General features: G+C 62.0%; 14 protein-coding genes, 1 tRNA gene and 3 pseudogenes. 10 read left to right on the top strand and 8 right to left on the bottom strand.

What is annotated here, in order from left to right:
• The first annotated feature begins 44 nt into the window (after positions 1 to 44).
• On the top strand, positions 45 to 1,361 hold the full coding sequence (gene aroA, locus ACCQ06_RS09715) for a 3-phosphoshikimate 1-carboxyvinyltransferase (protein ID WP_316692060.1): 1,317 nt from the start codon (positions 45 to 47) through the stop codon (positions 1,359 to 1,361).
• On the opposite strand, the gene ACCQ06_RS09720 is transcribed toward aroA, so the two are convergent.
• The gene (locus tag ACCQ06_RS09720) at positions 1,345 to 1,923 is read right to left on the bottom strand and encodes an energy transducer TonB (protein ID WP_316692061.1); all 579 of its coding nucleotides are present in this window, start codon (positions 1,921 to 1,923) and stop codon (positions 1,345 to 1,347) included. The two genes, aroA and ACCQ06_RS09720, sit on opposite strands and share 17 nt — an antisense overlap.
• Positions 1,924 to 2,173: 250 nt before the next feature.
• Positions 2,174 to 2,839 carry an energy transducer TonB gene (locus ACCQ06_RS09725; protein WP_316692063.1) on the bottom strand — a complete coding sequence of 222 codons (666 nt, stop codon included), beginning with the start codon at positions 2,837 to 2,839 and terminating at the stop codon, positions 2,174 to 2,176.
• Between the two features lie 111 nt (positions 2,840 to 2,950).
• On the opposite strand from ACCQ06_RS09725, the gene serS reads away from it, so the two are divergent.
• Positions 2,951 to 4,231, top strand: a complete 1,281-nt coding sequence (gene serS / locus ACCQ06_RS09730) for a serine--tRNA ligase (protein WP_228323417.1) — start codon at positions 2,951 to 2,953, stop codon at positions 4,229 to 4,231.
• A 447-nt stretch (positions 4,232 to 4,678) separates the two neighbouring features.
• On the opposite strand, the gene ACCQ06_RS09735 is transcribed toward serS, so the two are convergent.
• Entirely contained in the window at positions 4,679 to 5,257 is a 579-nt protein-coding gene (locus ACCQ06_RS09735) for an FMN-dependent NADH-azoreductase (protein WP_316692064.1), read from the bottom strand.
• 115 nt (positions 5,258 to 5,372) lie between these two features.
• Here ACCQ06_RS09735 and ACCQ06_RS09740 point away from each other — a divergent pair, with 115 nt between their 5' ends.
• The 5 genes and pseudogenes from ACCQ06_RS09740 to ACCQ06_RS09760 all read left to right on the top strand — a co-directional run bounded on the left by ACCQ06_RS09740 (position 5,373) and on the right by ACCQ06_RS09760 (position 8,649).
• Positions 5,373 to 6,377 carry a LysR family transcriptional regulator gene (locus ACCQ06_RS09740; RefSeq protein WP_316692065.1) on the top strand — a complete coding sequence of 335 codons (1,005 nt, stop codon included), beginning with the start codon at positions 5,373 to 5,375 and terminating at the stop codon, positions 6,375 to 6,377.
• Between the two features lie 284 nt (positions 6,378 to 6,661).
• Positions 6,662 to 6,751 (top strand) — tRNA-Ser (locus ACCQ06_RS09745).
• An 83-nt stretch (positions 6,752 to 6,834) separates the two neighbouring features.
• Positions 6,835 to 7,225: pseudogene (locus tag ACCQ06_RS09750) on the top strand (DUF6538 domain-containing protein); the annotation flags it as partial.
• Positions 7,226 to 7,308: 83 nt separating this feature from the next.
• Positions 7,309 to 7,476 (top strand): annotated as a pseudogene (locus ACCQ06_RS09755) (integrase); the annotation flags it as partial.
• A gap of 64 nt (positions 7,477 to 7,540) precedes the next feature.
• Positions 7,541 to 8,649, top strand: a protein-coding gene (locus ACCQ06_RS09760) for an IS3 family transposase (protein WP_316686063.1) whose coding sequence is annotated in 2 segments (ribosomal slippage) — positions 7,541 to 7,802 and positions 7,802 to 8,649 — 1,110 coding nt in all. Because the reading frame shifts where the segments join, the coding sequence is not laid out codon by codon here.
• Positions 8,650 to 9,683: 1,034 nt separating this feature from the next.
• Here ACCQ06_RS09760 and ACCQ06_RS09765 read toward each other — a convergent pair.
• Positions 9,684 to 9,962: a hypothetical protein gene (locus ACCQ06_RS09765; protein ID WP_316692066.1), complete on the bottom strand. Its 279-nt coding sequence runs from the start codon at positions 9,960 to 9,962 to the stop codon at positions 9,684 to 9,686.
• A gap of 582 nt (positions 9,963 to 10,544) precedes the next feature.
• Here ACCQ06_RS09765 and xopAE point away from each other — a divergent pair.
• A complete protein-coding gene (gene xopAE / locus ACCQ06_RS09770) occupies positions 10,545 to 12,176 on the top strand; it encodes a type III secretion system effector XopAE (RefSeq protein ID WP_228325608.1) in 1,632 nt (543 codons plus the stop codon).
• Between the two features lie 210 nt (positions 12,177 to 12,386).
• Here xopAE and ACCQ06_RS09775 read toward each other — a convergent pair.
• A pseudogene (locus ACCQ06_RS09775) lies at positions 12,387 to 12,804 on the bottom strand (hypothetical protein).
• Positions 12,801 to 13,145, bottom strand: coding sequence for a hypothetical protein (locus ACCQ06_RS09780; RefSeq protein WP_316692067.1), 345 nt, complete (start codon positions 13,143 to 13,145; stop codon positions 12,801 to 12,803). The pseudogene ACCQ06_RS09775 and the gene ACCQ06_RS09780 overlap by 4 nt, the downstream one beginning before the upstream one ends.
• A gap of 120 nt (positions 13,146 to 13,265) precedes the next feature.
• Between ACCQ06_RS09780 and ACCQ06_RS09785 the strand changes: the two genes are divergently transcribed.
• A protein-coding gene (locus tag ACCQ06_RS09785) for an IS3 family transposase (protein WP_316688085.1) occupies positions 13,266 to 14,368 on the top strand; the annotation gives its coding sequence in 2 pieces (ribosomal slippage) (positions 13,266 to 13,524 and positions 13,524 to 14,368; 1,104 coding nt in all).
• A gap of 458 nt (positions 14,369 to 14,826) precedes the next feature.
• On the opposite strand, the gene ACCQ06_RS09790 is transcribed toward ACCQ06_RS09785, so the two are convergent.
• On the bottom strand, positions 14,827 to 15,192 hold the full coding sequence (locus tag ACCQ06_RS09790) for a hypothetical protein (RefSeq protein WP_316692068.1): 366 nt from the start codon (positions 15,190 to 15,192) through the stop codon (positions 14,827 to 14,829).
• A gap of 416 nt (positions 15,193 to 15,608) precedes the next feature.
• Entirely contained in the window at positions 15,609 to 16,394 is a 786-nt protein-coding gene (locus ACCQ06_RS09795; RefSeq protein WP_316692069.1) for an SDR family NAD(P)-dependent oxidoreductase, read from the bottom strand.
• Between the two features lie 27 nt (positions 16,395 to 16,421).
• On the opposite strand from ACCQ06_RS09795, the gene ACCQ06_RS09800 reads away from it, so the two are divergent.
• Complete coding sequence (locus ACCQ06_RS09800) at positions 16,422 to 17,183, top strand: TetR/AcrR family transcriptional regulator (RefSeq protein ID WP_316692070.1); 762 nt, start codon at positions 16,422 to 16,424, stop codon at positions 17,181 to 17,183.
• The last annotated feature ends 155 nt before the right edge of the window (positions 17,184 to 17,338 follow it).

Genomic DNA, 17,338 nt, shown 5'->3' on the forward strand with positions numbered 1-17,338 from the left:
GCGCATCGCCTGCATGGCGGCGGCGCAGCAATCGGATCATTCGCATGAGCAGCAGCACGCAACACTGGATCGCGCAGCAGGGCAGCGCATTGCGCGGTACGTTGACCATTCCCGGCGACAAGTCGGTGTCGCATCGTGCGGTGATGTTTGCCGCGCTGGCCGATGGCATTTCGCAGATCGACGGGTTTCTTGAAGGCGAAGACACGCGCTCCACCGCAGCCATTTTCGCCACGCTGGGCGTGCGGATCGACACGCCGTCTGCATCGCAGCGCATTGTGCATGGCGTCGGCGTGGATGGCTTGCAGCCACCCACCGAGGCGTTGGATTGCGGCAACGCCGGCACCGGCATGCGTCTGCTCGCCGGCCTGTTGGCCGCGCAGCGTTTCGATAGCGTGCTGGTCGGCGATGCGTCCTTGTCCAAGCGGCCGATGCGGCGCGTGACCGGCCCGTTGGCGCAGATGGGCGCAAAGATCCAGACCCAGGACGACGGCACGCCGCCCTTGCATGTGCACGGCGGTCAGGCACTGCACGGCATCGAGTTTGTGTCGCCGGTCGCTAGTGCGCAGGTCAAGTCGGCGGTGCTGCTGGCGGGTCTGTACGCGCAAGGCGAGACCTCGGTGACCGAGCCGCACCCCACGCGCGATTACACCGAACGCATGTTGTCTGCGTTCGGTGTGGAGATCGCGTTCTCGCCGGGCACCGCGCGCCTGCGTGGCGGCCAGCGCTTGCGTGCGACCGACATTGCAGTGCCTGCGGACTTTTCGTCGGCAGCATTTTTCATCGTGGCTGCCAGCATCATTCCCGATTCGGAAGTCGTGCTGCGCGCAGTGGGCTTGAACCCGCGTCGCACCGGGCTGCTGGCTGCGCTGCGCTTGATGGGCGCGGACATCAGCGAAGAAAACCATGCCGAACACGGCGGCGAACCGGTGGCCGATCTACGCGTGCGCTATGCGCCGTTACACGGTGCGCAGATCCCCGAAGCGCTGGTGCCGGACATGATCGACGAGTTCCCGGCCTTGTTCGTCGCCGCTGCGGCTGCAAACGGCAAGACCGTCGTTACCGGCGCGGCCGAATTGCGGGTCAAGGAATCGGATCGCCTGGCCGCCATGGCCACCGGCCTGCGCGCGCTCGGCGTGCAGGTCGATGAAACCCCGGATGGCGCCACGATTCACGGCGGTACGATTGGCAGTGGCGTGATCGAAAGCCACGGAGATCATCGTATTGCGATGGCGTTTGCCATTGCTGCTCAACGTTCGACCGGCACCGTGCAGGTGAACGACATCGCCAACGTCGCCACGTCGTTCCCGGGCTTCGACACTCTGGCGCAGGGCGCTGGTTTTGGGCTCAGCGCTCTGGGCTGAACTCGACCGGCACCTGCACGCTGCTGACCACCGCATGGCCGTCGCGCGTGGCCGGTTCGAAGCGCCACTGGCGCAGGCTCTCGGTCACCGCTGCGTCCAGACGCGGGTCGTTGCTACCGCTGCGGTCGACGATGGTCACCGCACGAACCTGACCTTGCATGTCCAGCTGCAGACGTGCGGTGCGGCTGCCCTGAATCCCGGCACGTTCCACCTCGGCCGGGTAGCTGGGCATCGTATTGCCCGGTAATGGCTTGGCATCCACGCTGCTGATCGCCGCGCGTACCGGCTGATGCGCAATCATGGTCATCGCGCGCGGGCCATCCGCGCTGGGCAGAATCTGCCGGCTCGCAGCTGGCGCGGGGCGGGTGTCGGTGGCGAGCGACTCGTCGCTGTGCCTGGCCCACCACCAGGCCGGGATCACCACCAACAAGGGCAGCAGCGTTGCCCAAAGCCATGGCGAGGCGCTGTCATCCTGCGTGTTCTGTCCCCGCCCGGACGCCGCAGGGGCGGAGCGCGACAGCGACGGCGTGTGGTGTGAAGAGGGATTGGAGATGAAGGACATGGCCGGCCTCCGGGCGCATCTTTGGGATGACGCAACCAGTCTGGTCGGCGCTGCCTGAGGCGCAGCTAAGGCGAACGCCCGAGCTGCTGTTACTGGGCCGCAGTCGTTCAGTTTGGTGATGTTTTGACGGCGCTACGGCACTGCCGCTCGTCGTCCAGACAGCGCCACCCAATCCCTTGCAAAACAACCAATTGCATGTGTTCGCCACGGTGTGTGGCGTCTGCTGGTCCGGCGCCCGGCTTGGCTGCGCTTACTGCGCGGGCTTGAACTCGAAGGGAATATCCAGGCTGCCGGCCACCGGCTGGCCGTTTTGTTGGGCCGGGTGAAAACGCCAATGGCGTACCGCTTCCATCGCGGCGCGGTCCAGATCGCGCGAGCCGCTGCGCTGGACCAGGGTCACGCCGCCCGGATTGCCGGTGGCATCGACATCCACGCGCACGACCACGTCGCCGGCATCGCCACGTCGCAGCGCTGCCGATGGATAACGCGGCGGTGGCATCTGGCCTTGCATGGGCACCGGGCGGTTGCCGCCTGCCACCGGCGCGTTGGAGGGCGCTGCAGTACCGGGTGCAGCGGGCGCGGCGTTTTCCGGCAACGGCGCCGGCGCGGGTGGGGCCGCTGGTGCGGTCTCCACCAGGGTTGGCGTTTCTTCGGGCGGCTTGGCCTGCGGCATGTCGCTGGCGCCGTCCTGGGCAGGCAGCGGCGCCGGCAGCGGTTGAATGGTGTCGTCGGCGGCCGGCGCGCCAGCCGTCGGCTGTGTCGGAGAGGCCTTGTAAAAATCGTCCTTGCGGCCGGTGGCCCACACCAGCAGGAACAGCAGCAGGCCGGCACCGAAGGCGATACCGGCAATTTTCAGAGTGTGGCGGGGCAGACGCAGGACGATCTGACGATCGGATGCAGGGCGGGGCGCGGGCATAGGGCTCACCTGAAGGATCGCGGTAATTCTGGCATAGCCCCGGTGAATCGATCGCAGCAGGTGGCGGAACAGGCGATAATCTGGTGCTCCCTACCGACACACAGACTTCCGATGCTAGATCCGGCCCTGCTTCGCCAACATCCCGCCGACCTTGCCGAGCGCCTGCGCAGCACGCGCAGTTTCTCCCTGGACACTGCGGAACTGGAGTCGCTGGAGAGCGAGCGCAAGCGGATCCAGGTGCGCACGCAGGAATTGCAGAGCATGCGCAATTCCAAGTCCAAGGCGATCGGGCAGGCCAAGGCCAAGGGCGAAGATGTGGCCGCGCTGATGGCCGAGGTGGCCGGCTTCGGCGATGAGCTCAAGGCCTCGGAAGAAGCGCTGGATGCGATCCGCGCCAAGCTGGAAATCATTGCGCTGGGCCTGCCCAATCTGCCGGCCGACGATGTGCCGCTGGGCAAGGACGAGAGCGAGAATGTCGAGCAGTCGCGCTGGGGCACGCCGCGCAGTTTCGATTTCGCGGTCAAGGACCATGTGGAACTCGGCGCGCCACACGGCTGGCTGGATGGCGAAACCGCCGCCAAGTTGTCGGGCGCACGTTTCACCGTGCTACGCGGGCCGATCGCGCGCCTGCATCGTGCGCTGGCGCAGTTCATGCTCGATCTGCATGTGGGCGCGCACGGCTACGAAGAAACCAATGTGCCGCTGCTGGTCAATGCCGAGTCGATGCGCGGCACCGGGCAGTTGCCGAAGTTCGAAGACGATCTGTTCCAGACCGAAGTGGGCGAATCGCGCCGCTATCTGATCCCCACCTCCGAAGTGCCGCTCACCAATATCGTGCGCGACGACATCGTCGATGCCGAGCGGCTGCCGCTGCGCATGACCGCCCATTCGATGTGCTTCCGTGCCGAAGCCGGCAGCGGCGGGCGCGATACACGCGGCATGATCCGCCAGCACCAGTTCGAAAAAGTGGAGCTGGTCACCGCCTGCGCGCCGGAAGATAGCGATGCCGAGCATCAGCGCATGACGCGCTGCGCTGAGGTGGTGCTGGAACAACTCGGGCTGCCGTACCGCAAGGTGCTGCTGTGTACCGGCGACATGGGTTTTGCTGCGATCAAGACCTACGACCTGGAAGTGTGGCTGCCGTCGCAGGACACCTACCGCGAGATTTCGTCCTGCTCCAATTGCGGCGATTTCCAGGCCCGGCGCATGCAGGCGCGCTGGCGCAACCCGGCCAGCGGCAAGCCGGAGCTGATGCACACGCTCAACGGCTCCGGCACTGCGGTGGGCCGCGCGATGATCGCGGTGATGGAGAACTACCAGAACGCCGATGGCTCGATCGACGTGCCGCAGGTGCTACGCCCGTACATGGGCGGGCTGGAACGCATCGGCTGAAAGCGGCTGCATCGGGCTTGTCGCGGTCGGCGTCGGCTGAAGAACATACGTCCGTGTCGCATGGTTCTGGACGCCAGTGCTGTGCTCGCAGGCGGAGTCTGGTCTTTGATCACGCCGTGCGGGTAGCGCGTGACGTTGCCGCCACAGACACTAAAAAACGCACAAAAGAACGGGATCATCGCTGGTCCCGTTCTTTTGTGCAGGCCTCACTGTCCCCACCAGCAGTCCACACCGGCTATTGCGCACAAGGCGCGCCGCGTGCGGGGGGCATGACGCGGCCGTGGTGTGCAACAACGCCTGCCATCACCGCGCAGTAGCAGGACGACACCCTGCGCGGCGTGCCGTGCTGGAAGCGATGTCACGTAGAACTCCACGGTTTATCGGAAATCGGCTGTTACCAATCCCCAATCCCGACTCCCTAATCTCAGCCGCACAAAGCCTGCGCGCTCAGGCTGCCGCTTCCGCCGGCTGCTGCAACTCGGCCAGCGCCTGCGCCAGCGCATTGCTGCGATGCTCTGGCGAATACGCCACGCCTTCGGCGCGCACGAAGGTGATGTCGTCGATGCCCAGAAAGCCGAACAACTGGCGCAGATACGGCTCCTGAAAATCGTTGGTCGGGTCGGCATAGATGCCGCCGCGCGCGCTGGCGATGATGATGCGCTTGCCGCCGGCCAGTCCTTCCGGCCCGTTAGCGGTGTAGCGGAAGGTGCGCCCGGCAACCGCAATGCGGTCGATCCACGCCTTGAGCGTGGAGGGGATCGCGAAGTTGTACATCGGCGCGCCGATCACGATGACGTCGGCGTCCAGAAATTGCTGCATCGCCTGTTCGGCCGCCGCCGCTTCGGTTGCGTCGGCCTGCGCCAGCGAGCGCCCGGTCAGGTGCGGAAGCGGCTCCTGGTCCAGGTCGCGATAGGTCACCTGCAGCTGCGGGTGCAGCAGGCGCTGCTGGGCGACGGCGGCGGCACTGAGTTCGCGGCTGATGGAGTTGGCGCCCAGGGCGCTGGAATCGAGATGGAGCAGCTTCATGGCGAAGACCTATGGCAAGCGGCAACGCCGCGGAGGGGCGCAGATTAGGTCGTTGCTCTGTTGGGATAAAGGTGGTTAAATATCACTTATCGTTCTATCCATGGATACCTGAGCCATGCACGACCTGAATGACCTGTACTACTTTGCGATGGTGGTGGACCACGGCGGCTTCGCTGCTGCCGAGCGTGCGCTGGGGATTCCCAAGTCGCGCCTGAGCCGCCGTATCAGCCAACTCGAAACCGACCTGGGCGTGCGCTTGCTGCAACGCTCTACGCGGCGCTTCGCCGTCACTGACGTCGGTACCAGCGTGCACCGACACGCCCAGACCATGCTCGCCGAGGCCCAGGCCGCGCGCGAGGTGGTGGATCGTCTCAGTGCGGAGCCTCGCGGTCTTGTACGTGTGAGCGTTCCTGTCTCGCTCGCGCAAATTCAATTGCCCAAGCTGCTACCCGAATTTCTGGCCAAGTACCCCAAGGTGCGGCTGCAGCTCAACATCAGCAACCGCCGCGTCGACGTCATCAACGAGGGTTACGACATCGCGCTACGCGTGCGTTCGCGCCTGGACGACGACGGCAGCCTGGTGATGCGCAGCTTCGGCCAGGTGCAGGAATTGCTGGTCGCCAGCCCTAAGTATCTGGACCGCGCCGGCCGCCCGAAAGACCCGAGCGAGCTGGCCAACCACACCACGATGAGCACCAGCGAAGACGAAGCGCATCAGCGCTGGGAACTGCACGGCCCCAACGGCGAAATGCGCCGCGTGGACCTGCAGCCGCGGCTGGCCGGTTTCGATTTCCCGCTGCTGCAATCGATGGCGCGCGACGGCTTCGGCATCACCATGCTGCCGGAAACCGTCTGCGCCGAAGCGGTGCGCAGTGGCGAACTGGAAGTGGTGCTGCCGCACTGGTCGTTGCCACAGGGCATCTGCCATGCCGTGTTCGCCTCGCGTCGCGGCCTGCTGCCGGCGGTGCGGGTGTTCATCGACTTCCTGGCCGAACACCTGCCGCAGGAAATCGAACGCTCGCGCCTGGACTGCGGCGGCAATTGCGCCGAACTGGCCGAAAAGCTCAAGCGTGCAGCAGGCACTGCCAGCGCACCGCGTCTGGTGGCTGAAGCGGGCTGAGCGACGCACCGCTGATTGCGTCGGTGCTCCTCACTGGCGAGTCGGTACCTTTCGCTGCGTAGCGGTAGCTCACTGGTTGACGCGCCCCCGGCAAGCCGGGCGCGTAAGGCTAGCGATGCCGCTTAGCAAAGCACGCCCGGGCATGCGAGAATGCGCGCCCGGGAGCGATCCCGGGATTGGCAGAATCGCACTCGATGACCGTGCGGCCCTGTCGGGCGCCACCCGCGCAATGCGGATCGCCGACGTGACAACCGATACTTTCGGCGATCACGCGCAGCAGCATCGGAGAGATGGCCGAGCGGTTTAAGGCACCGGTCTTGAAAACCGGCGAAGGGTCAAACCTTCCGTGGGTTCGAATCCCACTCTCTCCGCCAGTCACCCTTAAATCATTGATTTAAATCATTAATTTTTTAGGTGGTTTGATTGGAGGCAGGAAGCATGCAGAGGAAACACTCGCATGCGCATCCCTCATCATTTGAGCCGGTCGTCCACCGGCCGCTGGTCGTTCGTCCAACGTGTGCCCGTCGATTTGCAAACCGTGATGGGCTGCCGGCTTATCAAACGCACCCTGCAAACGAAGGACTTGGCGCAGGCGCATGTGCGTGCGGTGGTGCCTGGGGCGGGCTATGCTCGACTCTTCGCACAGTTGAAGGATCAACGCGTGGCCAAGCTCAGCAAGTCTGATGCCGACCTGCTCATTGCTCGACTGACGAGCGCCGAGAACCTCCAGGAACTAACGCTCAACCGCACGCGCCAACCGGATGGGGCAGTGACTGAGCAGTGGCAAATTGACAGTCCAAAGGATCTGAAGCTCTATCGCCTAATGATGGAGCTGGAAGCGATGGATGCCGAGAATGCACGGTCGCGTCCTTCGCCAGTCTTGGCTCAATCCATTCCGATGCCGGCACCTCGCGGATCAATCGCAGCGACGGCAGCGCCCGCCATTGAGACGATGACGCTCGGCAAGGCCCGGGACGCGTTCCTGGCGACGCTCAAGCCTTCCTCGCTGCCCAAGACCTACACGATTAAGAAGACGGCTATCGAGGCGTTGGTGGCGTTCCTGGGGCCGACGATGAAGGTTCATGCCATTGTCGACTCCCCGTAAACTTGATCCATCCATAACTACAGGTCTCCGGGCACACTAGCCACCGAGGAGACCAACGATGCGCAAGAGCAAGTTCACAGAAAGCCAGATTGTCGCCACGCTGAAGCAGGTTGAGGGCGGCCGCCAGGTCAAGGATGTGTGCCGCGAGCTGGGTATTTCCGACGCGACGTACTACGTCTGGAAGTCCAAGTACGGTGGCATGGAGGTAGCTGATGTGCAGCGCCTTCGCGACCTGGAGACCGAGCACAGCAAGCTCAAACGCATGTACGCCGAGCTTGCGATGGAAAACCATGCACTCAAGGATGTCATCGCAAAAAAGCTGTAGACCCGGCGCATAAACGCCCGCTTCTTGCCTGGCTCGTCGAGCAACATGGCTGGAGCGAGCGCCGGGCCTGTGCGGTCGTTGGCGTGGCTCGCTCGACGGCGCGCTATCGGCGTCGTCCTGATCGCGACGAGGAGGTCATTGCACTGTTGTCCGAATTGGCCGAGCGTTTTCCCGAGCGTGGTTTTGGAAAACTTTTTCAGATCATCCGTCGTCGCGGACATGTGTGGAATCACAAGAGGGTCTGGCGCGTGTATTGCCTGATGAAGCTTAATCAGCGTCGTCGCAGCAGGCGTCGGGTCCCGACGCGTCATCCACAACCGCTGGCATGCGGAGAGCGACCCAATGCTGGATGGTCAATCGACTTCATGTCCGATGCGCTGTGGGATGGTCGGCGTTTCCGCACGTTCAATGTCATTGACGACTTCAGTCGGGAAGCCTTGGCGATCGAAGTGGACTTGAATCTTCCAGCGGCCCGCGTCATCCGCACGTTGGAACGCATCGCAGCCTGGCGCGGCTATCCCGCTAAGCTTCGCTTGGACAATGGCCCGGAGTTTGTCGCATTAGCCTTGGCCGAGTGGGCCGAGTGCAAAGGCATCGCATTGGATTTCATCGAGCCGGGACGGCCGATGCAAAACGGTTTCATCGAACGCTTCAACGGCAGCTACCGGCGCGGCGTGCTGGATATGCATCTCTTCCGCACGCTGAGCGAGGTCCGCGAACAGACCGAACACTGGCTGGCCGACTACAACCAACAGATACCGCACGACAGCCTGGGCGGGCTAACGCCCGCCGAGTTCCGTGATCAACATCAACCGCAGACCTCTAGTTTTGGCTGGCACTGAATTGCGGGGAGTCGACAGCTCGGCCTTGGCTAAGCCGGGTTTCAATTTCGCAGGGCGACAGGGACGCCCGCCTCAGAGCTTCCTGACAGTCCAAGGGGTGTGAGACCTATAGGCTACGGAACGCCTGCGGCGCAGTCTGACTTTGCCGGACGCGGGACCGATGGTTGCTCACCTCGCGGGACGCTTGAGCAGCGTCTTGCCGGCACAAATAGCCTTCGTAGTGGAGATCGAGTCCGCACATGCCAGCGGCATAGCTTTATCCGGATTTAGCCAGGGCAAGGCGGTGTGCAAAGCTGTCACCTACTTCAGCTTTCGCCTTCAGAGGGGCGCAGCCATGTGTTTCAACCGATGCGACAGCGCTGCCGATACTTGAGTTCATGGACCGAGCCGAGTTGCGCATCCACCTCAATCAACTAGACGCAGCGGTGCCAGCGTTGCGCGCGTCGAGTCCTGACCGCCGCCACTTTTGGAGAGCCTTTATAGTCATGGCCGCCGCCATCGAGAGCAAGGCAGCGACGAGCGAGGACGCGCAGTTCGTCGGCCGCCGGGCCTAGGAAATCTTGTCTTGGCATGGGCTAACAGACGCGGACGGCGAGGGCTGAGGTCAGGCGGTTGTTAGGCCGCGCTTACTGAGCCTGTGCTCGACACATAACACGCAGCCATCCAGTGCTTGGCGTAGTCATACGCAGCGCTTCGATCAGGGAAAGCAACACTGGGGACTGGGTAGCGGTGAAGCGTGATGCCGCCGGGCCTGGAAATTAGTAGCTCTGGTAGAAACTTCCCGTCAGACGGGGTGATGTGTGCTGTGAGCAGGTAATCGCCCACGTGCCGAGTTGCGGTAACGCTCAATAGTGATCCTTCTTGATGGTGCTATGCGCCTCTGGTTGCATGACACATCGTCAGACAAACAACTGCCAGGGCCAGCCCTTGGCAAGACGCCATCATGGAGAGAAAGGGCTTGAGACACTGTCGGCGAAATGTGCGCTTGACTGTAGGTATTTTCCTGGCCCAGTTTGAATCGCCGAGGTTGCTGTCTAGCTCAGGTGTCGCATCAGCCACTCGGAACTCATCGTTGAAAAGCCTGACCACGCGGCGTCCTTCTTTGCCAGCTTGGCCACCAGAAGGCGATCTTCCTTATCAAGGTGTAGCTTCAATGCATCGCGTATGGTGCTGGCGTTTCCCAGATGGCCGATGAGCCAAGTCGAACCCACATCGTTAGACCAAGGATGGCCAATTTCTTTGATCTTTGAGAAGAACCCTGTGTAGTCCTTGTCGCTACTCTTGCACTCGAAACTCACCATGTAGATCGGCACGCACAACTTCTTTTGCTCAGTTTGCGCATTATGCCTGGGCAAGCTCGTTCTCAGGTCGACCTCTTATTACTCTAAAGGCCGATTAGGGCGGATATCTCCTGATTGGGCGCGCAGGGTGCATGAGTGTGCAGGACCGGGGCGTTTGCAGACAGGCGCCTGATTTCGCATGGGGACGCAACCTCTTCGCTTCCGCGCAGCGATGGGCATCACAGGAAAGTATCCTGGCGTTCGAGGGGCCTATGCAGTCCCGCCGAATCCGTCAGGTAGATCTCTATGTTCAATGTGAACCGCTTACTTCGCTCTCGTCCGCGAACTGACACCACCGAGCGCAGGCCTGCCGAAGACACGACGCCACGCGAACCGTCCGGCGCGGTGGATGGCTTGCTCAGCCCTCTGCGTGCGCGGCCGCGACGTCGGGAAAACACGTCAGCGACCGACGCATTGCCGCCTAGAAGTCCAGGGCGTTTTCTACGCTCACCTCTGCGTTCGTCGATGCAACCAGTTTCGCTAGCTGGCGCGTCTTCTGCATCACCGCGCAGCATAGAGCACGACATCGAAGATTGGCTCGCACGCAGCCTGCCGATGGCAGAGCGGGTCCCTAGCGGCTACAACCTGCACAACGGCGAGAGGGATATGTCGCGGGAGGTTCTGCAAGGCGTGGCAGACGCAATCCGCCGTGCAGCCGCCCGCCAAAGCACCAGGCTCGCACTCAACTACGGCCTTCCTGCTACGACGCTACCTGATGCAATCGGCCGACTTGAAGCACTGCAGGAACTGTTGCTGATCAATACCGGGCTTCAGTCGCTGCCAGACAGCCTGGGGCAGCTCCGCCAGCTTCGCCACCTGCAGGTGGCCGCCACCCCAGGTTTGAAAAGGCTGCCAACGTCTTTGACGAGCTTGCCCAACCTGGAGACCCTTCAGTTGACGGCGATACCGTTGGAGGAGTTGCCGAGCGACTTAGGGCGCATGCAAAGCCTGCGCAGCCTCACGCTGGGTGGCGGACGCTATGAGCGCTTGCCGGCCAGCATCATCCAATTGAGCCAGTTGACCCAATTGAGCGTGTCGTACTCGTCGCATTTCCGGGAGTTGCCTGAAAACATCGGCAACATGCAGGGACTCACGTCACTGGAAGTGGTATCGAACTCCAAGCTGGAGCAACTGCCAGGCAGCTTCACCCGGCTGCACCGGTTGGAAGAACTCAACCTGTCCTCCAACGGCCGGCTGGCGCAATTGCCCGAGGACATCGGTCAAATGAGCAACCTGAGGAAACTGTCGCTGAAAGACTGCTCCGCACTCCGGCATCTGCCCGACAGCGTGGGGGAACTTTCCCAGCTGCAACTCCTGGACCTTCGCGGCACGGGTCTGCAAACCCTCCAGCCATCCCTTGCGCGGCTTCCCGCCAACTGCGAAATCAAGGTGCCGGATCATTTGCGCCGCCAATTGGCCCAAATCCGCAACCCGCAGCCGGTGCAGCACGCGGCGCAGCCGCTCGCTGGCAGAACGCGACCACCGGCGATGCCTGCGGTAGAGCAGGCCGGGGCATCGTGGAACCGCGGGCCCGAGTTCACGCGTATGTTGAGGGGCATCGATGCCGACCTGGGAGAGCGTTTTGATAAGTGGATGCAGGGTCTGGCACAAAACGCCATGATCTTCCACAGTCCCATCACGCCGGCCGACATGCGCCTGCTGGACCAAGTGGTGGCCGAGGCCATCACGTCTCCCGAATTCCGAAGCAGCTTCGGCGAGTTTTTGAGCGAGCACACCGTCAAGACCCTGAACATGGATGGCATGACCCAGGTAGGCGGTGGCGGGCCGCCCGTGCGGGGTGATGTTAAAACCGCTTTTTCGGAAATGCTGAAGCACAAGCTCATGCACACGCGAAACCGGGAGGCGGCACTGAGCATGCTGCAGGAGGCGATACGAAATCCTGATCTAGGTCTGTCGAGGAACAGGCTGCTCCATAGCATGAACGAACTCACGGGACGTCCGCAGATGTGGCCGCCGCTGCGGGCCTACATTTCCATGCACGATGTGGAGGGAAAGGCTGCGCAAGAAGCCGCCACCACTTGGGCCATGGCTCACTTCGACGAAGCGCAGGAGGGTGTCATCGGGGAAGCAGAAGCCAAGCGGGAGTCCGAACAGGCGCAGGCCAACGCGAACAGCTTCATCGGACTGCGGGCACGTGCGCTGTTAAAAGAATGGCGCATCCGTTAGAGCCCCGGCTTGCTGTGCCGACGGCTGTGGCGTCATTTGCAATGATGTGCTTTGGTTGGGGCGTAGGAAGCAGAGCTGATGCGTGGGTTAGCTGACTTGCTATCGTGCTCAGAGAAGCGTTACTTCCGGCAGAGTCATCCAGCGAAAGTCGATAGCTAACCATTGTTCGGAAAGACGCACACCCAATCAATTTAGAGCAGATCACGTTGGCTAGCGGCCGCCCTGAAACTTGAAGCTGAAACGTGCGGTCGATGACATGGCGGTGTGCCCGCTGATGAGCACTGGTGTGGCGTCCACCAGCGTCAACATACCATCGGCGACAGACACCGGGATACCCAGCGTTAGATCGACCTGCTTAGACCAGCCGCCGCCCATCACGGTCGTCCTGACGATCAACCGGCCTGCCACGACGCATTGAACGTCGGCCGCGGGCAACGGCTGTCCTCAATGACGTGATCGGGGCGCACCTTGGGCCCGTCGACCGCCGCAATCTCGCCCAGACGCACGGGGCTTCGATGGGCAGGCTAGTGACGGGGCCAGTCGCTGCGCACCCGACAAGTGAGACGACCAAAAGCATTGCAAGCACCAGGCTGCGCAAGTGGCGGAAACGCTTCATGGCGGCAGTCATGCTCTTGTGTTGTGAAGATAGAAGCTGATGTTCTCGGCGAGCTGCGCATAGGCCTCGATCGCGTCAATGTGATGGAGCATCACTTCACCGTGGTGCTTGCGCGCGAGCGCCAGCATCGCGGTCTCAAACTCCAAGGCTTCAGCGGGCAGGCCAACCACCTCGAAGGCGGCAGCCAGTGCTAGATGAAAGCGCTGCTCGTCAAGCGGGTGAAAGGTATGCCACGTTTCCACGCGCATCCAAGGGTCCAGGGCCGCTTTCAGTCGTTCATTTCCCATGGCTCGGTGCCAGTCCAAAGATGCCTCGAGTGTCCCACAGCTAGGCGGCATTTCGTTGATATACATGCCTCAGCTACTGAGCCCGAAATGCGTTGAGCATGAGTGCTTTTCGTGGGTCCGACGTCCCCCCAATTTTGAGTAGCACCTCAGTTTGGAGTCCAATTCCCTATCCCGAGGAGATTGGATGTGAAGAAGCGTTTTTCCGAAGAGCAGATCATTGGCTTCCTGCGCGAGGCTGAAGCGGGCGTGGCCATCAAGGACCTTTGCCGGCGGCATGGCTTCAGCGAGGCCTCCTATTACCTGTGGCGCAGCAAGTTCGGCGGGATGAGCGTGCCCGATGCCAAGCGGCTCAAGGACCTTGAGGCCGAGAACACGCGACTGAAGAAGTTGCTGGCCGAGCAGTTGTTCGAGAACGACCTGATCAAGGATGCGTTGCGAAAAAAGTGGTGAGCGCACCGGCGCGTCGTGCGCTGGTGTGCGAGTGGATCGGGCGTGGTGCCAGCGAGCGTCGTGCCTTGGCGGCGATCGGCATGAGCGCCAGCGCGCTGCGCTATTGCCCACGCCAAGACCGCAACGGCGAACTGCGCGAGCGCATTCTTGCGTTGGCGCATCGCCATCGCCGCTACGGTGCGGGGATGATCTATCTCAAGCTGCGACAGGAAGGACGCCTGGTGAACTACAAGCGCGTGGAGCGGTTGTATCGCGAGCAGCAGCTACAAGTCCGTCGCCGCAAGCGGAAAAAAGTACCGGTGGGCGAGCGTCAGCCGTTATTGCGGCCATCCCAGGCCAATCAAGTGTGGTCGATGGACTTCGTCTTCGACCGCACCGCCGAAGGCCGGGCGATCAAGTGTCTGGTGATCGTGGACGACGCGACACACGAAGCAGTGACCATCGAGGTGGAGCGTTCAATCTCGGGCCATGGTGTGACGCGTGTGCTGGACCGGCTGGCAGAGAGTCGCGGCCTGCCGCAGGTGATCCGCACCGACAACGGCAAGGAGTTTTGCGGTAAGGCCATGGCCGTCTGGGCGCATGCCCGTGGCGTGCAGTTGCGGCTCATCCAGCCAGGCAAACCGAACCAGAACGCCTACGTCGAATCCTTCAACGGCCGGCTACGCGACGAATGCCTCAACGAACACTGGTTCCCAACACTGCTGCATGCGCGCACCGAGATCGAACGCTGGCGACGCGAATACAACGAGGACCGACCCAAGAAAGCAATTGGCGGCATGACGCCGTCCGCTTATGCCCAACATCTGGCAAACACCGATATCATCAACCCCGGACTCTAAACCCGATCGCTACTCAGGGCGGGGGGACGTCGGGGCGTGCCCAGCGTCTCTTCCACTTGGCCGAGCAGGCGTGGGAACAGTTCAGTGGCGACCATCCCCGTCCCAATGGCGAATGGTCCTCTGAAGAATGGGAAAAGCGGCGGGGGCGACGCTTGGCTGTTCTCGAAAAGCGCGCAGACGAACTGGCGGCAGCCCAGGCAGCCATGTCAGAGCAGCAGTGGAACGACGACGAGAACGAGATAGAGACCCGTGCGGCTCAACTGGAGCAGTGGAGTGGGGAGGTTCTTGCGAATCCTGAGCTCGAAATTGCTAGCCGGTTTGTTGAGTCGGTCAAGGTCGCTCCTGCCTCGCCTAAGCCCTCTTCGATGCCGATGCCAGCGCCGCGACCAAGAAGCCGGCGCCCGCGGCCCTGATGAATGTCAAAGCCCCGCTGATGCGGGGCTTTTTTCTCTTGGCCCTCAGTGCCGGGACCGAGGACGAGGGCGCAGATCTATGTGCTCGATTCCAGTGGACTCCTTGGGGCGGGGAGGCGCGTCCTTGTTTTTCTTTCGCGCTTCACGCCACTCCTCGATTGAAGCGGGCATGGTCGGCACAACGCTGCGATCAACGGCCGCTCGTTTGACGAGGATGGGTTGAGGCGGTGCCATCGCTGACGCCTGGGTTTGACTGGCTGGCCCTGGTCCGCCGAGCCTCAGCAGCTCTGCCGCCAAATCGAGCGCGTATTGAATGTCCTCTACTTCGTGAGGGGGAAGGCGCGTGGTGCGCTGCTGAAGGAGGTGGCCGAGCAGGCGACTGGCGACCTGGATCTGCGTTTGGTGATGCATGGGTGCTCCTGTGTTGGGTAAGCACACATACAAGCAGTTGGCGCTTCGTGCGCAAGAGCTCGCTTGGCGATTTACCTCACAAATTCAACGAGTTGAATCGCTGGAATTTGATGGTAGGTATTGCCTTGGAGCTATCGGCAGGTAGCCTGACTAACAGAGCACTGCCCTGCATCGCCTCGCTGGCAATGCATGGTGTTGGGCGGATATGATCGAGGAAACACTGAAAGGAAACCTGCCAAGCAGGCTTTCTGCAACGGTGAGAAGGGCTTAGGTCGGAGGTGATCCGATCCCACTCTCTCTGCCAGTCACTCGCCGATAATGCGGCGAATGACGCTACAGCCGCCGATGCGCTGCAGGCGGTGTCGCCTTAACGTCGACGATCTGGTTAGGCTCGATGGACTGCCTTGGTCGAGCGCTCAACCATTCATGAAATATCCGAGAATCGCTTGGTGCAGCCAGCGCGGGGTGGCCCAGATCATGACTGTTGTGGCCTTGTTAGAGATGCCGGGAACGACACTGATGCGGCCGCGATCGAGTGCGCGTATTCCCGCACGGACGACCGGGGCCGGCTTCATCATCAGCAGCTTCAGGCCTAGCGTAATTTTTTGATTTGCCGCCTGCGCAAAGCCGGTGTCCGACATGCCGGGGCAGAGCGAGGTGACGGTGACACCGTCGCGTTTGAACTCGCGGTGCAGTGCATCGCCCAGGCGCAAGACATAGGCTTTTGCCGCGCCGTAGATAGCCATATTCACAACGCCGAAATGCGACAACAGGCTGGCGACAAGCAGGATCTTTCCATGGCCGCGCTTGCGCATGTCCGCGCCGAACAGGTGGGTCATGACGGTCAGGCTTGTGATATCCAGCTGCACCATGTCCAGCGCGCTGTGTATCGGGGTATCGAGGAAGGCGCCTTGCAGGCCATGCCCCGCATTATTGATCAAGATCTCCACTGCGATGCCGCGTTCGTGAAGATTGCGGTGCAAGGCGGTGACGGCATCGATATTGGAGAGGTCGACTCGCTCGACGATGACGTCGACGCCGAACTCTTGCCGCAACGTATTCGCCAACGCGTCCAGCCGGTCCAGCCGACGTGCGACGAGGATCAGTGGATGGCCTTTGGCGGCGTATTGCCTGGCGAACTCTTCGCCAAATCCACTGGATGCGCCGGTAATGAGAACCCAGGTGTTGCGATCGCTATGCATGGTCGTGCCTTGTGCAGAAGGGCGGAGGTGGCCGACAACCTGGCTTTCAGGCAAGATTGGAGACTGGTGGTCTGTAATTTAGAAGACCGATGGTCCTTTATCAAGCGAAATCGACGATCTGTTATGAATTCCTTCACGTCCTACGCCCGTGCACGCTCGCCCCAGCAGAAAGAAGAGCGCCGCCGACACCTGCTGGCGACTGCCCGCGCGATGCTGACCGATAGTCCGGCTGCGCTGGATCTGGGCATCAACGAATTGGCGCGGCACGCGCAGATGACCAAGTCCAACGTGTACCGCTACTTCGAAAGCAGCGAGGCGGTGTTGATGGACGTGTTGGTCGAGGAATTTGCGGCTTGGCAGCATGAACTTGGCGCGGCGCTTGCGCGCACCGGGAAAAACGGGTCGACGATCGAACACATCGCCCGCGCGTTTGCCTCCACGCTCTGCGCCCGGCCATTGCTATGCCGGTTGATCAGCATCATGCCCTCGATTCTTGAGCGCAACGTGTCGTCCGAGCGCATGGTCGAGTTCAAGGGCAAGTTGTTGACGATCCGGCAGCAGGCTGCTGCGGCCTTTCATAGCCTTTGCCCCGCGCTGACGACGCCGGCATTTGAACAGGTGATCAAGCATGCGCTGCCGCTGATCATCGGGCTATGGCCACTGAGTAATCCTGTTGGTGTCGCAGCGCAGGTCATCGCGTTGCATGAGTTTAAAAATCTGCGCTACAGCTTCGAAGACGATCTGGAACACGCATTGCTGGCGTTGATGCGCGGCATAGCGAGCGGGTAAATGCTGCTCAAGATAGCGCTGCGCGGTGCTGTGACTTGACCTGTGCGCGTCACCGTGTGTGGGCACAGGAGACGGTAGTGCTGTCGTGCCACCATCAAGGTCCGTCGCTGCAATACGCGACAAGACAGCGGTCGCCAGCGCCGATGCACTTGCTC

Origin of the sequence: Xanthomonas sp. NCPPB 4467 (assembly GCF_041475665.2) — a bacterium.
Taxonomy (GTDB): Bacteria; Pseudomonadota; Gammaproteobacteria; order Xanthomonadales; family Xanthomonadaceae; genus Xanthomonas; species Xanthomonas dyei.

Coding starts and splice junctions, on each gene's coding strand:
- aroA (WP_316692060.1), top strand. CDS start 45: ATGAGCAGCAGCACGCAACACTGGATCGCGCAGCAGGGCAGCGCATTG.
- ACCQ06_RS09720 (WP_316692061.1), bottom strand. CDS start 1,923: ATGTCCTTCATCTCCAATCCCTCTTCACACCACACGCCGTCGCTGTCG.
- ACCQ06_RS09725 (WP_316692063.1), bottom strand. CDS start 2,839: ATGCCCGCGCCCCGCCCTGCATCCGATCGTCAGATCGTCCTGCGTCTG.
- serS (WP_228323417.1), top strand. CDS start 2,951: ATGCTAGATCCGGCCCTGCTTCGCCAACATCCCGCCGACCTTGCCGAG.
- ACCQ06_RS09735 (WP_316692064.1), bottom strand. CDS start 5,257: ATGAAGCTGCTCCATCTCGATTCCAGCGCCCTGGGCGCCAACTCCATC.
- ACCQ06_RS09740 (WP_316692065.1), top strand. CDS start 5,373: ATGCACGACCTGAATGACCTGTACTACTTTGCGATGGTGGTGGACCAC.
- xopAE (WP_228325608.1), top strand. CDS start 10,545: ATGGCAGAGCGGGTCCCTAGCGGCTACAACCTGCACAACGGCGAGAGG.
- ACCQ06_RS09780 (WP_316692067.1), bottom strand. CDS start 13,145: ATGTATATCAACGAAATGCCGCCTAGCTGTGGGACACTCGAGGCATCT.
- ACCQ06_RS09790 (WP_316692068.1), bottom strand. CDS start 15,192: ATGCATCACCAAACGCAGATCCAGGTCGCCAGTCGCCTGCTCGGCCAC.
- ACCQ06_RS09795 (WP_316692069.1), bottom strand. CDS start 16,394: ATGCATAGCGATCGCAACACCTGGGTTCTCATTACCGGCGCATCCAGT.